Origin of the sequence: uncultured Nostoc sp. (assembly GCF_964245445.1) — a bacterium.
GTDB lineage: Bacteria > Cyanobacteriota > Cyanobacteriia > Cyanobacteriales > Nostocaceae > Nostoc.
The window spans coordinates 1-15,308 of sequence record NZ_CAXTNE010000202.1 but is presented as its reverse complement, the minus strand read 5'-3'; the positions used below and the strand labels follow the sequence as shown (position 1 = coordinate 15,308).

Below are 15,308 nucleotides of genomic sequence, written 5' to 3'. Positions count from 1 at the left end.
ATTGTAGAGTGCGATCGCTTTATCCCATTCTCCTAAATCATGATATGTGTCACCCAGTTCGTGGAGAACGCTGGCTTTGATTTCTGCTAGATTTTCATCTTCTTCAGTCAACTTCAAAGCTTTTAGCAAAAAATACTCTGCTTTTTCTGCCTGAGCAATACTCCTATAAGCTGCCCCTAATTCCTGCAAAATAGTAATGCGGGTACGTACATCTGTTGATTCTTCCATTCGCAAGCGTTCAAGTAAATCAATCCGCTCTTGCCTTTCTGGTAAATCTAAACTTCCTAATATTCTCTCAGACTGAATTGTTTTTTCAATAGCCAACTCTTGAGTAGACTGGACTGTTTGAAAATAAAATACTCCTTTTCTCCATGCCCAAAAATCTGGGGCATATTTTGCCAAACGTGTTAGGGCATGATCTGGTAGAAATATTAGTATAGGGTGAGGAACACTATTAGTAAAAGCGTCTCGGACAAAGTTCAAGTCTTGCAGTACAGGGGGATATTCTCCAGATAAACCAATAGACTTTTCTAAACCGATAACAATTAAAACTAATTTTTTATCTGGTTCTAAATGAATTTCTTTTAAATCACGAATAATCTCATCCCTTAAAAAACGCAAATTAGGATCGGCAAAATTTAGAATTTCAAACTGAATCTCATGACATTGAGGATGATTATTGAGGATTTCAATTAAAGTATTTCTATCTTCTGCAAAGTTAACAGCAACGAACCCAATCGTTAACTGAGTGTCAGCAAAGTCAATAAAGGTTAACAGTTCCGCTAATGACTGCTGATTTATTTGCACAAAAGTTTCTTTTTCTATATTTAACTCAGGGGTTACTTGTGGCTGATTTGACTGCTTCTTGGAAAGCATGGATTTGCCTCACAACTGGATTAACATAATTCCAGCGATTTTTGCCGTTGTACTCAAAAACCCAAAGACTGAACAGCATTAACCTGCCGATTTCATCTTTAGAAACATCTTTGTTTATATATACCGCAGCCAAAGCAGAATAGTATTCTGTTGATATACTCCGCTCAAAATTAAACTGCTCTTGCTTAATTGCATAAGTGATATCATCCGCAGTAACTTTCTCGCGATCGCGAGTTGCGGCTGTAAGAAATGCTTGTGATGCTATTTGCATCAATTGGCGGATGTGACCACCGCTTGCTTTCGCTAAATCTACCAATACTTGACGCGATTCAAACACTGCATCTACTTCAACTCTTTGTTCAATTAAACTCGTAATTGCTGTTAGACCATCGTCATTATGATCTAGATCGTTTTTGTCTTGTTCAAACTCATATATGTTGACCATCGGCACAATATTGGGTGTGTCGAAAGTGTTACTCAAGTTATTTTCAGAATAGACAATAGAAATTGGTGCTGTATAGATAATCGTACAATGTAGACTTTGTAATTGAAATGCGTAATCACAAAATAAATGTTTAGCTACATTTGGAGGCACTCTGTCTAAGTTATCAAAAATAATTAAAAATCCTTTTTCATATTCTGGATATTTTGATTTAAGCTTGACAAAAGCATCACCCAGCAAAAGATTTATATCTGCTTGTAAACGACCAATATCTTTTTGTAAATTCTGACGAACCGTTTTTCTTTGTTTGTCAGCACCTTTAATTTGAGCCTGTATTTTACCCAATAGCTTTGAAAGAAAGGGAATTTTTATTCCTGCTTCAGCCTCAGCACCGATACTTGCTGACCTTTCAACTGTGTGTTCAGTTTCTTGAGTAATTTCTTTAAACCAAGACTCAAAATTAGTTAAAAGTTTCGCATCAAAATTTAATTCCGATGTGTATAGGACATCAGCAACTTTTTTAATAATTACCAAATATAAATCTGTGTATTCTGCGTCTAATATATCTAGTTCAGCGTCTGCTTCTATATAAATAACTTTATATTGAGATTCCCATTCTTGCTGAATCTTTCTTAATTCTGTACTTTTACCGCATCCCCGATGTCCAGTAAATAGAAGACTGCAAAATTCTGCGGGTTCCAGAAAATCTAAGCGTTTTTTAATAGTATTAATTGCTTCTGTCTTGCGAACTTTTGATAAGTTAACATAATAACGTTCAATATCTCTATTACTCACTAAAGGAGCTACATCACAAACACGAAAAGCAGCTTTGAGGGTATTAGCACGATTAGCGGGTAAGGAACTCATCAGGTGTTATTTATATGAAGAATTTATATATACATATTTTACAGCACCGGAATCTTAAAGCTTCTTGGCGTTAGATTACCAACAGAATTGTATAATGTCTCTTGCTCCTTGGCGAAGTGCGATCGCCCATGCGCTCTATCGCAACCGCAGTCTTGTTTATGCCCGTTACCTGCAACTAGCAACGGTACAGATGAGATTTATGCCATTCTTGATACCATTTGCGGATTGGTTCAGCTAAAGCCACAGCACCACCCACAATGCCAATAATAGTAGCAACAGCCGCCAAAGTTCCCTCTCTTTGCGTCGGTACTTCGTAAGTTCCCGATATTCCAGGGATTTCTAGCAAAGCCTCGGCTGCTGCTGGTGCGCCTTCACCCTCAATACCGACTTGAATTCCTGCCATTAAATCACCTACCAATTTATCCAAGATTCTGTATATTATGCGTTGAATTGGAGATAAGGTTCACGCACAGACGCAGAGAGGGTTGCAAAATTATTACTTTGTGTTCAAAAATTGCCTAAAATAAGGCAACAAACTCAAACCTGGAAGCCCAAATTGAATCTGACTTTCAAAAATTACGTAGCTTGCTTCTCGCCGGAGGCGAGTATAACGAATTAGTATGAGAAGTTCCAAATATGGTGTGGACTCCCCTACACGCAAAAATCCATCGCACCATCCGATCGCGCCACTTATTTGAACGCAACCAGCGTCTATTAATCGCTGTCTCCGGCGGACAGGATTCTCTGTGTTTAATAAAATTACTTTTAGATTTACAATCCAAATGGGGATGGGATTTAGGTATTGCCCACTGCGATCATCGCTGGCGTTCTGACTCCGAAGCTAATGCTCATCACGTCGAGAATTTAGCTAAAACTTGGGATATATCCTTTTATTTAGAAACAGCGAACGAACCTATAAATAGTGAAGCTGCTGCACGCGATTGGCGCTATCAAGCTTTAAGTGCGATCGCCAAAGCAAATAATTATCAATATATAGTTACAGGACACACCGCAAGCGATCGCGCCGAAACTCTTCTCTACAACTTAATTCGCGGTACTGGTGCTGATGGCTTGCAAGCCCTGACTTGGCAACGCCCCCTAACTACAAGCATTATGCTAGTACGTCCACTTTTAGAAATTACTCGCTCACAAACAGAGCAATTTTGTCAAGACTTTAAATTACCAATTTGGGAAGATTCCACCAATCAAGATTTGCAATATGCCCGCAACCGGATTCGCCAAGAGTTAATACCATATTTGCGGGAAAATTTTAATCCCCAAGTAGAATCAGCCTTAGCCCAAACAGCAGAACTTCTCCAAGCAGAGGTAGAATATCTAGAAAAATCTGCCCAGCAGTTACGGGAAGAGGTGATGGTATGGAACATGGGGGATGAAGAAGATTTGCCTATTCCTCTTGTTCCCTTACGGTTAAATCGTCGAGTATTGCAAAAAGCACCATTGGCATTGCAACGTCGCGTGATGCGTCAGGTATTGCAGCAAATACTGACTGATGCCCCCAGTTTTGAACACATCGAGAAATTAACGGCTTTAATTATAGCGCCCAACCGATCGCAAACCGATCCATTTCCTGGTGGTGCGATCGCTCAAGTAGAAGGCGACTGGATCTGTTTGAAATAGTTATTTAAAGTCTTTTTGTTATCAGGGACGATGCACATTATTAGTTTTAGAATATTAAGAGAATATGCAGAAACCCATGCAGATTGTCAGGAAGTATTAAGCAATTGGTATAAGGTTGCTACTAAAGCGAAATGGTCAAATTTACTTAAAGTACAGCAGGTTTTTCCTAAAACTGAAACTGTTGGTAATTTTACAGTTTTCAATATTAAAGGGAATAAATATCGTTTGATTGTTAGTATAGATAAGGATTTGAGTTAAAAACTTTCGCTTCTTCGGTTTATTTTATGAAACATAATAATAAATAAAACTTAAGCATAGCCTGTATTCCTTGCTATTAAAACCAACGCAATAAGCAAATTTTTTTAATAAAAATACAAAATATTTAAAACAAAACCTAAAGGTTTGATAGGTATAGTTTTGAGAAAAAATATAGTTGCGGGTAATGGTATATCAGTTAAAACACTGATTTTTTATGTATAGACAGCAAACACATAAAATAACATAATCTTAGCTATCAGTTTGCTATCAAGCTCATAAATACAAAGGAAGTTTTATGAAATTTAAAAAACTCGGTTTTGGACTATCAACACTGGCAACCCTGTCAGTGATGCCAATTTCATCATTTGTAACGATGCCGTTAGTGCTGAACCAGCCAGTGTACGCACAAGCAATCTACGGAGCTATTTATGATAAATGGGTAAGCCTGGGTGGTTATTCAAGCCCAGTTGGTTCTCCTACAACCGATGAACTACCTGCTGCTAGAGGAGGGCGGTACAATGAGTTCCAAAATGGTTATATTTATTGGCTTCCCAGCTTGGGCGCACACGCTGTCTACGGGTACATTGGTGTAAAGTGGAACCAACTTGGGCGGGAAAATGGCTTGGGCTATCCCATTACCGATGAGCTTCCTGCTGATAATGGAGGGCGATTCAATGATTTTGAGAATAACGCATCAATCTATTGGCATCCGAGCATTGGTGCTTATGCCGTATATGGCGATATTCGGACAAAATGGGTAAGTATGGGGCGTGAAAGAAGCGTCTTAGGTTATCCAATTTCCGACGAACAACCTGTTGGTACTGCGGGACAGCGAGTTAGCTATTTTCAAAGAGGCGCACTTTACTGGAATTCATTTACGCGTGAGGTTGTTGCTACTTACAACTAACCTAATAAGCTAGACATACGAGTGAAAATGAATGTAGAGACGTAGCACTGCTAGGTCTCTACAAAGGTTCTGGATAACGCATATTTAATTTCAGCAGATGTCTAATGGATAGTTAGTAAGGAGAGGAATTAAGGTTAAGGTTTTGATGTGATGTACTTCATGCACCTGGGAACCGCTATAACTCCAAACTCCTAACTTGCTAAGACGCTAGTAATTCTGGCTGAGGCATTAAACTCTGGATAGTATGACGCAACTGAGCGATCGCTTGGACTTGATAATCACCAGTTTCCTGGAATTGCTCTAAAGATTCTCCAATTCCTTGCAGCTTTTGCCGTAATCCATCTAAAGAATCCTGAATTGGTTGTAGCGCTTCTTGATAAAGATTCACCCGACCACAGCATTCAGCAGTTGTTCTTCTTAGGGATAGCAAGTTTTCCTCCATCGCTTTCAGTTCTTGGCGCTTTTCATCCAAAGCGTGAGTTTGATTTTCAATCATTCCCTGATTTAGCTCAATACCAGAACGAATCTGATCAATTTCACGTTCCAGCTTTTGGATTTCCTGTGAATATTCTTGTCGCTGGGCTTCAAGTTGTAACAGAATCGGTTCTAAATTAACTTTATTACCCTCTTCTTCATCAACAACAGTATGTCCTTGTCGCCGTAGCAATACAGCTTGGTGTTGCTTGAGAAACTTTTGATGCTGTAACATATTGCGGCGTTGCCCCACCAAACTGGAGTTTAGCATCTGATAGAGGTCTTTTTCATCTGTTAGTTCCAGTTCAAAATTGATATGGTCATGGTCAGATGCGTGATTTAATTTATTTTGCAGTTCTTCTATAGCTTCTTGTTTATATTTCAATTCTTGTTCTTGATCGTGAACAAAGCTAGCGTCTATTTCTAACTTGTACTGCAAATCTTGCACTATCTTTTGCAGTTCTTCTAAAGGCATTTTCTCTAAAGCTTCCACATCAGCTTGCTGACCGAGAACTACAGCACCAGACGCAGACAAAGAGTGAATCTGTTGATATAACTCTTCAGTGTTTCGTAGCTGCTCTTTGATTATGCGAACATACTCTTGCTTGCTGCTAAGGTCTGCTGTATTTATCTGCAATTGGGCTGTTTGCTGGACTAGAGAATTTTGTGCTTGTTGCAATGCATTTTGGCGATCGCTAAAGGTTTGTGACAAACGCTCGACTTCTTCTTGCTGTTGTGCGATCGCAGTTTTTTGCTCCTCCAGTTTTTGCCAGTGCGGGGTAAGAGTAGCTTGCTGCTTTTCGACCAATTCAAAGGCCAGATGGAGGTGTTCTCTGATTGTTTCCGTGGGAGCAACACGACTAGACAAGCGATCAAGTAATTCACTCATTACCCGACTTTGATCCTCATCTAAAACCGTTCCCTGTTGGAAATTCGCAAGACGTTCCTCCAGGCGGCGCTGCTCACCCCGCAAATGCTCCCAAGCGCCTTCCAATTCTAGGCGGTTGCGCTCAACTTCTGTTTGTAACCGTTCAATTTCCTGGCGGGATGTGTCAACTTCCTGTTTTTGCTGCTCCAGTTGTTGCAACTCATCCTCCATATTGTGCAACTGTTCAGAGCGTACTTCCATGTCCATTTCACGGCGATTCAACTCTTGCGCCTGAAACGTCAGCGATTGCTTCCACTGATCAATTTCATCTTCCTTGAGCTTAAATTTCTCCAATTGGCGGGAGAAATTCTGCAAAATGTTGACTAATGGTCGCCCTGCTTCTTGAATACGTTGCACTTGACGATTTGGATTCAGTTCAACCAGTACTAAAGCACCATCATTTAATTTGCTTGCGTCCTCAGCGGCAATCACTTCTTCTGACACAGGACTCCAATTCTGGTCAGTTCGCTGACAAGCTAGTAGTTTCAGTTCAGTTTTGCCACCGCCACTGAGTAAACCACCCTTCTGTTTTTGTACTTCTGCTAAATACAGCACACCGTTAGTCCTTTATTGATGCACTTAAAGTTTATGTTTTGGGATATACCTTAAATAATTCTGTTAACTTGTCTCACTGAACCTAAGTTTAGGAAAACAAGACAGACAAAACTATAGACGCGAGATATTACGTCTTGATATTTATAAAAGTGAGTCAGTCGCGCCTTTATATTTTGTACTGATGACAGTGATGATGACTTCCGTGTTAACACTAGCTTTGTCAAAATGTATTACGAAAGATTAAACTTTATAGCTGAATCCATAGCAGTTCTCCTTTGGATGCAACAGATCGTAGTCAATTTAAGCCCAAACCCATTTACAAATAATATTAACGGCATTACAAGGAGTATTTTTTAGATAAATGCAGGGAAATTTAAATGAAATTGATATTTGCAGTATCCTGCAATTGATTGAGTTGGGACAACGAACTGGGCAACTATGGGTAAGAGCTAGTAGCTCTCACCATAACAACAAACTGGGTGGAGAGGGAGCAAGCATTTATCGCCTCAAACAACAGTCTTGGTTCGTCTTTTTTCTCAATGGTCAAATTATCTATTGTCAAGAAGGTGAGAGTAGTTTATCCAGAATTAGCGATTATTTACGTCATTATCGAGTCGAGATGCGACTTACCGACAAACAAATTGCCTCCTTACCATCAACCGACGCGCCAGAGTATGCCTATCTGTGGGCACTCTTGGAGCGGAATATTATCAATCCCAAGATCGCTGGTAGTATCATTCACGGCTTGGTACATGAAACTCTCTTTGACCTGCTGAGTTTACACCAAGGGAACTTCATTTTCCATCAGAGTGCGGCACTTGCCCCGCAATTAAACACTTTCGAGATTGCTCCATTTGTTACAAAAATTACGAAGCAGGTGCAAGAGTGGAAGGAGCTGTATCCACATATTCAGTCTCCAGAACAATTGCCAGTGCTATCTGACAAAGTTCACTTACAATCCTCGCTACCACAAGCAACCGTAAATAAGCTACAACATTGGGCTGATGGTAAAACATCCTTGCGTCAATTGGCTCGCTATCTTAACCGAGATATTTTAACAGTCGCTAAGGCAATATATCCATACGTGCAACAGAGTTGGCTACAACTAGTATATTCAGACACGACTAAACAAAATACCCACACTGATAACGAGGAATTAAAGGGAAAACATAGGGGGCGGATAGTATGTATTGACGATGCGATCGCCATCGGTGAGACTATAAATTCCATCTTACAAGCACAAGGTTATGAAGCGATCGCTCTCACCAATCCTTTAGAGGCACTGAGTCTGGTTTTTAAACTCAAACCGGACTTAATTTTATGCGACATTGCCATGTCGGAATTGGAGGGGTACGAGGTTTGCGCCATGCTGCGACATTCAAGAGCATTTCGGCTCACACCGATTATCATGCTCACTGGTAAAGATGGATTTATTGATCGAGTCAAAGCTAGTATGGTCGGGGCAACAGATTATTTAACAAAACCATTTACAGACACTGAGTTACTTATGCTCGTAGAGAAATATATCAACAACCAATGAAAGTAGGGCATTGGGAATTGGGCAGAATAATTTTAGATTCTAGATTCTGGATTTTGGATTTTGGATTGAACAATCTAAAACCGAAAAGACGCTCAATGATTCGCTAACGCAAATTAAGGGGGTATGGAGTATATAAAGTGATCCAAGATTTGTTGATCTACTAAAAGATCAGTTAAAAGATGTTATCACAGAGTCAGCTACTTAGTGAAACGTCAATATCCTGGAAAATAGTGAGAACATACAATTAATTTATACAGTTAATACTTGTGGGGTAATCAAAGAATGTTCCAAATAGGAACGTTTACATCAGGGGGTAAATAGACACTTATGAGTACAGTTCTGATTGTGGAAGACAGTATCGCGCAAAGGGAGATGATTACAGACCTCCTGAAAGCGACTGGACTAACAGTAACCCATGCCAGTGATGGATTAGAAGCATTGGAGGCAATTCAAATAGCACCTCCCGATTTAGTGGTATTGGATATTGTCATGCCCCGAATGAACGGTTACGAAGTCTGTAGGCGCTTAAAATCCGATCCAAAAACCCAAAATGTCCCTGTGGTTATGTGTTCTTCCAAAGGCGAAGAATTTGATCGCTATTGGGGCATGAAGCAGGGTGCAGACGCTTACATAGCCAAACCATTTCAACCAACCGAGTTGGTGGGAACAGTCAAACAACTGCTGCGAGGATAAGGACAAAAGCAATATGGTCAGCAAACCGGACTTTTTAAGTGGCAGTGGTCAAGACCATTTCCGACCAGAATTACAAGTAGAAAGTCCTGAAGGTGAGTTACATTTGAGGTTTTACATTCCCTCGCATCAGGAGTTTGCACTACAAGCAACTGGCATTCGGGAGGTAATTGAACTAAGTCCCGATAGAATCACCCCGATTCCTAATGCTTCTCCTTTACTTTTGGGTACTCTAAATTTACGAGGTCGAGTTATTTGGGTAGCTGATTTGGGTCAATTTCTTGGGGAAACAAGTGCATTAAACACGGATAGAGCTGAAATTTCGGTGATTGCTATTGAAGAGCAAGACACAATAGTGGGTTTAGCAGTAGAAGAAATTGGTGGCATGGACTGGTTGGATGTCCAGAATCTCATGCCACCAACTAGTGTTCCAGATACTATGGCTCCCTTTTTACGTGGAGAGTGGTTATTAGATACTAAAAACAAACAGTGTCTGCGACTACTCGATCAAATGGCAATTTTACGGAGTGCTAGGTGGGCAGGATGAAATTGGAGGAGGAAATGGCAGCAGGTATTGATAATTACGAGCCAACGTATCAACAGGCGATGACCGCCTATGTTCAAAGGAATTATGAGGTTGCCGCCACTTTAGTTGACCAAGTGGTGCAAAATTTACCAAATGACCCCAATTCCCATTTGTTAAGGGGTCACATCTACTATGTTTTACAGCAGTATGATGTGGCAAAAGAAGAATATCAACAAGTATTACACTTGACTGACGATCAAGAAATTATTGGTTTTGCCAATAATGGAATTGAGAATATTAATCAATATTTACAGTCATTCGGTGGGGAGATTGACACATCAGATAGTCAAGAGCAAATCAATTCTCGAGAGATGTCTGATGCACTGGCAGATAGCGAACAAGAATTAGAAGATTTAGGCGCTAATGAGGATTTTGACAGCAATAACCTTGATTTGAACTTTTTTGGAGAGCATCAAGAAACTGTAAATGGCGTTATAGAAATATCATCAAAAAGTCCATTTGATATACCAACAGAAGATAGTATTGGAACAGGAAAAATATCAGATTCTTCTACAGCTTTTGGTGACGATCCTTTTGTCTTCAATGAAGAACTACAGAAACAAGAATTAAATAGCAGCAATTTTGAGGATAAAACAGAATTAGAGTTGCCTGCTTTTTGGCAGGAAGATGTATTAGAAGAGAACTACGAAGAATCATTAGTAAATAGTCAGTTTTCAGATAATGAGATAAATTCTGATTACAATAATTTAGCTATTGACAATAATAACTCTTCATATTTTAATTCCAAAACTGGGAATAACGAGAATAATTTCCCTGATTTGTTGAGTGAGCCAAATTCTTCAGAACCTAATTTTGGGAACTTAGAATATACAGACTCTAGTTTAGGAGACGAAACTTTACTTATTGTTGAAGAAGAAGTTAAAAATAGTTCGTCAACAAATAACAAGAGTCAATATGATTTGCCTAAAACCGAAGCACCTGATGATTGGTTGAAATCAAAAAAATTTGCAGAAGAAGCTTTTGTGCCGGATGTATCTGATGATTCTTCATCTTTTAGCAGCAATCTACCTGTAAAAGACAAGCAGTTTAAATCAGGCGAAAGTATCGGTAGAAATAGCTTTGATGACGATGATAATTTTGATATGGAAGCATTTGAGTCTGCTTTTGGCTCAGAGGGATTAAGCTCTTATGAAGACTCAAACAATATACTGAATGGAGAAAATTCTAAGAGCAATATAGAATTTTTAGATGATTTTGAGGAATTTGATGATTTAGGTAACATTCCTGGGTTTGACCTGCTCGAAGGAGATTCTAACTTCGGTGAAGCAATACATTCTGCTCCATTAGAAACCAGTGGCAGTGGACGCGCTCAAAGTGCGGAGGCTTTTTTAAGTAATACACCTAGCGATCGCGAAGAGGAACTATTCACAATGACTGGTTCCCATGAAGGAGTTCCAGTCTTTAGCCAAACAGATGTCTCGAAACTAGAACCCAACGTTAGCGTCGAGCAAGGATGGTTAGCACCATTAGAGAATGCCTCCATAGAAAGGAAACAATGGTTAATTGCTGGAAGTGTGGGTATTGTCTCGGCGCTGGTTGTAGCCACAGTTAGCTTTGTCGCCACCACATTCTCGCCAGCCCAACAACGAGAATCAGTACGAAACACAGGTTGGGCAATGTCACTTGCAGCTGGGATTGCAGGTTTTGCTACCGCAGGCGTCATGGGGAATCTTGCACTCAAACAAATTCGGCGCACAACTGATGATCTCCAAGCTCAGTTTGAGGCTGTACGTCAAGGAAATTTGAATGCTCAAGCCACAGTGTTTTCTGAAGATGAATTAGGCCATTTATCCACTGGCTTTAATGAAATGGCGCGGGTAATTTTCACAACCACAAGTGAAGCCCAACGGAAAGCTGATGAACAAGAGGAAGCCAAAGAAAACCTGCAACGTCAGGTGATTCGTCTCTTAGATGATGTGGAAGGAGCTGCTAGAGGTGATTTAACAGTCCAAGCTGAAGTCACAGCCGACGTACTGGGAGCGGTAGCTGATGCTTTTAACCTGACAATTCAAAACCTGCGGGATATTGTGCAACAGGTGAAAGTGGCGGCGAAGGATGTGACAAAAGGTGCAACCAATTCCGAAACCTTTGCTAGAGCCTTATCTAGTGATGCTTTGCGCCAAGCAGAAGAGTTGGCGGTGACGCTAAATTCTGTACAGGTAATGACTGACTCGATTCAACGGGTGGCAGAGGCGGCGCGGGAAGCTGAAACGGTTGCGCGTGATGCTAGTACGATCGCTCTCAAAGGTGGAGAAGCAGTAGAAAATACCGTGGCGGGGATTTTGGAAATTCGAGAAACCGTTGCCGAAACCACTCGAAAAGTGAAACGGTTAGCGGAATCTTCCCAAGAAATTTCTAAAATTGTGGCGTTGATTTCCCAAATTGCTTCCAGAACAAACTTACTAGCACTCAATGCTAGTATTGAGGCGGCAAGGGCAGGAGAAGCTGGACGCGGGTTTGCGATCGTAGCAGACGAAGTGCGCCAGTTAGCAGACAAATCTGCTAAATCCCTGAAGGAAATTGAACAAATTGTGATGCAAATCCAAAGCGAAACAGGCTCTGTAATGACCGCGATGGAAGAAGGCACACAACAAGTAATTAAAGGTACAAAATTGGCAGAAGAAGCCAAGCGATCGCTCGAAAACATTATTCAAGTAGCGAATCGCATCGATATTCTTGTACGTTCGATTACCAGCGACACTGTGGAACAAACTGAAACTTCCCGTGCCGTCGCCCATGTAATGCAATCAGTAGAACTCACCGCCCAAGAAACTTCCCAGGAAGCACAGCGAGTTTCAGGTGCCCTACAACACTTAGTAGGTGTATCCCGTGACTTAATCGCCTCCGTTGAACGTTTCCGAGTGGAAACTACAGAAACCAGATAAATTGTCATTTGTCCTTTGTCCTTTCTTATTTGCTAATGACCAATGACTAATGACCAATGACCAATGACCAATGACTAATGACTAAAAAACTATGCTGCCGGAACAACAACAGCGGATTTTGGGTTACTTTATCGAAGAAGCCAGGGATCACCTGAATACCATTGAGCAGGGCTTGCTGAATTTAGAGGGTACCCTGAACGACCCGGAAATGATCAGTGAAGTCTTCCGGGCGGCTCACTCCATTAAAGGAGGAGCGGCGATGCTTGGATTGACTAGCATCCAGCATACCTCTCACCGTCTAGAAGATTGTTTTAAAGTTCTCAAAGATAATCCGGTTCAGATTGACCAAAAGTTAGAGTCTTTATTTCTCGGTGTATCTGATACCCTGAAATCACTGTTAGAGCATTTGAGCGGGCCTTATGGTCTTTCTGAAGATGCGGCTAATACTTTGATGTCAGAAACTGAGCCAGTCTTTCAATGGCTATATCAGCATCTGGAACTACTTGTAGAACAAGCAAAAAGTGGATCAGATAGTACAAGCCAACTAAAGACAACCTCTGTAGAGAATGTCTCCACACTTACAGAAATTTTCCTGCGGCGAGATATTCCCAGTTTGGCAGAAGACACCCATCAGGAATCTCCAGAAATATCTTTGTCGGTAGCGCCTCAAGAGTTGCAAGACAACGTTGCGCGATCGCCAGTCAGTGCCAAAGAAAATAATAATTGGGGCGAATTTCAAGCCCAGGTACTGCAAAGACTGCGGGAAATGTTGCAACTGTTTAAGCAAACAACAACACCTTCAACTCGACAAAATCTTCAGGAATGCTGTTACCAGTTAGTCAGACTTGGGTTAACTTGGAACTTGTCCAAGTGGTGTGGTTTGTGTCAAGCAGCAGCCAGTGCGATTGGCAATCCTGAAAATACTTATCTGACGTTAGCTAAAATTGTCATTACCGAAATCAAGCAAGCTCAAGAATTAGTCCTGCAAGGTAGAGAAGCTGAAATTGCAATTAGTCAGCAACTAGAAGCGCTTTTGAACTTTGCAGAAATTGAGTTGCTAGAAATTCCCACAGATTTGTTTAACGAACAGTCAGCGCCTTTGACAGAATCATCAACTGCGTCAGAGCCAATTTTATCTGGTAACACCGAGCCGTTAGTCATAACTAACCTAGCCCAGACAAGTGAAGAACTTAATCTAGAAGAGGATACTAGCGATCACGCAGCGTTAGCGAGTCCGCGAGAATCTGGCTACGCCAACGTCAAGGGCGATCGCGCTTATGTTCAACAAGGGACACAATTAAACGCTACTACTCAAACTAGTCTTAATTTTACCACACATGACGAAGTACATCCAATCAGTAGCAATCTTGACCACAATGGGCCAGAGGTAGGAATAGCTGAGTTAAATACCCTTGCTGATTTATTTGACGGTAATACTCCCGAACTAGATGAAAGCTGGCATCAAGAAGAAATCTTAGATATTGCTGCCACCGATGATTTTGGGATTGATTTCAACAACACAGACATTGAAGATACTAATAGCGATTTATCCGATTTCCTCTCCTTTGATGAAGACACAAGTAACGAGCAGCACCCAACAACCACAGCCACGACAGGAGATTTATCCCTATTATTTGGCGAAAATTTCCTAGAAAAAGAGAATTCAGAATCGCAAAATCAACAAACGTTTAGTACGACTTTAGAGTTAAGCGATATTAACATACTTAATATAAATTTAGACTCTTCTTCCCAGGATTTACAAGAATTTATTGATACTAGTGATACAAACCTGCCTCCTGATGTCAACAAAAACGATGTGGTTGAAGATTTATTGACACTACCACTAGATGAGGATGTTGAACTATTACCTACAGACGAAGTAACTCAACCAGAAACTGAGGCGAACGCCTCTGTGGAACTATCTACCAACCAACAAAACAGTTTTGATAACTTATTCTTAGAAACTACAAATGCAAATTGGGTAGAAGAAATTACTCCTAGTGACTACATAGAATTACCCCAGGAAACAGGTTTGTCTTTAGACAGCCTATTTGCTGAAATGGAAGAACAGTCGCTACTGGCTACAAGTGAACCAGAACTTGGTGATTTATTTGATACATCTCCAACAGGAGCACCTGAGTTTTCTGAATCAGAAAATGATCTAAGCAACTTCTGGAACCAGGAAACCACAGAGGAACAGAACGAATTCGCCTTAATTGAGCAAAATGTGGAAAAGGCGTTAGAGGAGAGTTTGTTTGCTGCAACTAATGAGATTTTTACCGACAGTCAGCAGCCAATACCTTCTCCTATAGCCAGTTTTGACATAGAAGAAGATTTTGATCTCAATTTCCAGCAGGAAGAGCAGCTAGATTTGATATTATCATCAGATTCTGGAGATGATTTCTTTGATGAGTTAGCACTGAGTAACTCAACTATTTCCCCTGCAATCAACGATCGCATACAGCCTTCCGCGCCTGAAACGCCTTTGTTGGCGCAGCATCTAGGGGAAGAAATTATCAAGCGATCGCAACAACCAGAAGCTTTAGATTTTGTTCCAGAATTTACTAATCAGCCACCAGAGATATCTGCTGTTGATCTGGAACTTGATTCATTCAACCCTTTCGATGAAAATCCGCAACTG

12 protein-coding genes and 1 pseudogene are annotated in these 15,308 nt (G+C 40.7%); 9 read left to right on the top strand and 4 right to left on the bottom strand.

All coding sequences use genetic code 11. From position 1 onward, the window contains the following. Together ACFE90_RS26695 and ACFE90_RS26690 are read right to left on the bottom strand one after the other, a co-directional pair. On the bottom strand, positions 1-876 hold an 876-nt coding region (locus ACFE90_RS26695), incomplete at its 3' end, for a tetratricopeptide repeat protein (protein ID WP_375505445.1). After that, positions 833-2,185, bottom strand: a complete 1,353-nt coding sequence (locus tag ACFE90_RS26690) for an ATP-binding protein (RefSeq protein ID WP_375505444.1) — start codon at positions 2,183-2,185, stop codon at positions 833-835. The genes ACFE90_RS26690 and ACFE90_RS26695, both read right to left, overlap by 44 nt. A gap of 94 nt (positions 2,186-2,279) precedes the next feature. On the opposite strand from ACFE90_RS26690, the pseudogene ACFE90_RS26685 reads away from it, so the two are divergent. Further along, positions 2,280-2,390 (top strand): annotated as a pseudogene (locus ACFE90_RS26685) (pyridoxamine 5'-phosphate oxidase); the annotation flags it as partial. Here the strand turns inward: ACFE90_RS26685 and ACFE90_RS26680 are convergent. Beyond that, on the bottom strand, positions 2,361-2,588 hold the full coding sequence (locus ACFE90_RS26680) for a hypothetical protein (RefSeq protein WP_375505443.1): 228 nt from the start codon (positions 2,586-2,588) through the stop codon (positions 2,361-2,363). The pseudogene ACFE90_RS26685 and the gene ACFE90_RS26680 overlap by 30 nt on opposite strands. 233 nt (positions 2,589-2,821) lie before the next feature. Between ACFE90_RS26680 and tilS the strand changes: the two genes are divergently transcribed. The 3 genes from tilS to ACFE90_RS26665 all read left to right on the top strand — a co-directional run bounded on the left by tilS (position 2,822) and on the right by ACFE90_RS26665 (position 4,988). Then, complete coding sequence (tilS, locus tag ACFE90_RS26675; RefSeq protein ID WP_375505442.1) at positions 2,822-3,823, top strand: tRNA lysidine(34) synthetase TilS; 1,002 nt, start codon at positions 2,822-2,824, stop codon at positions 3,821-3,823. Between the two features lie 30 nt (positions 3,824-3,853). Then, positions 3,854-4,081, top strand: coding sequence for a type II toxin-antitoxin system HigB family toxin (locus ACFE90_RS26670; RefSeq protein WP_375505441.1), 228 nt, complete (start codon positions 3,854-3,856; stop codon positions 4,079-4,081). Positions 4,082-4,376: 295 nt separating this feature from the next. After that, positions 4,377-4,988 carry an LGFP repeat-containing protein gene (locus tag ACFE90_RS26665; RefSeq protein WP_375505440.1) on the top strand — a complete coding sequence of 204 codons (612 nt, stop codon included), beginning with the start codon at positions 4,377-4,379 and terminating at the stop codon, positions 4,986-4,988. A gap of 199 nt (positions 4,989-5,187) precedes the next feature. On the opposite strand, the gene hmpF is transcribed toward ACFE90_RS26665, so the two are convergent. After that, positions 5,188-6,945, bottom strand: coding sequence for a pilus motility taxis protein HmpF (gene hmpF / locus ACFE90_RS26660; protein WP_375505439.1), 1,758 nt, complete (start codon positions 6,943-6,945; stop codon positions 5,188-5,190). A 361-nt stretch (positions 6,946-7,306) separates the two neighbouring features. Between hmpF and ACFE90_RS26655 the strand changes: the two genes are divergently transcribed. The 5 genes from ACFE90_RS26655 to ACFE90_RS26635 form a co-directional block, all read left to right on the top strand. After that, on the top strand, positions 7,307-8,485 hold the full coding sequence (locus ACFE90_RS26655) for a response regulator (protein ID WP_375505438.1): 1,179 nt from the start codon (positions 7,307-7,309) through the stop codon (positions 8,483-8,485). 327 nt (positions 8,486-8,812) lie between these two features. Further along, a complete protein-coding gene (locus tag ACFE90_RS26650; RefSeq protein WP_069073698.1) occupies positions 8,813-9,178 on the top strand; it encodes a response regulator transcription factor in 366 nt (121 codons plus the stop codon). 13 nt (positions 9,179-9,191) lie between these two features. Next, a complete protein-coding gene (locus ACFE90_RS26645; RefSeq protein WP_109007276.1) occupies positions 9,192-9,722 on the top strand; it encodes a chemotaxis protein CheW in 531 nt (176 codons plus the stop codon). Between the two features lie 14 nt (positions 9,723-9,736). Beyond that, positions 9,737-12,667, top strand: coding sequence for a methyl-accepting chemotaxis protein (locus ACFE90_RS26640; RefSeq protein ID WP_375505446.1), 2,931 nt, complete (start codon positions 9,737-9,739; stop codon positions 12,665-12,667). A 91-nt stretch (positions 12,668-12,758) separates the two neighbouring features. Beyond that, positions 12,759-15,308, top strand: a 2,550-nt coding sequence (locus ACFE90_RS26635; RefSeq protein ID WP_375505437.1) for an Hpt domain-containing protein, incomplete at its 3' end; no start/stop codon positions are given.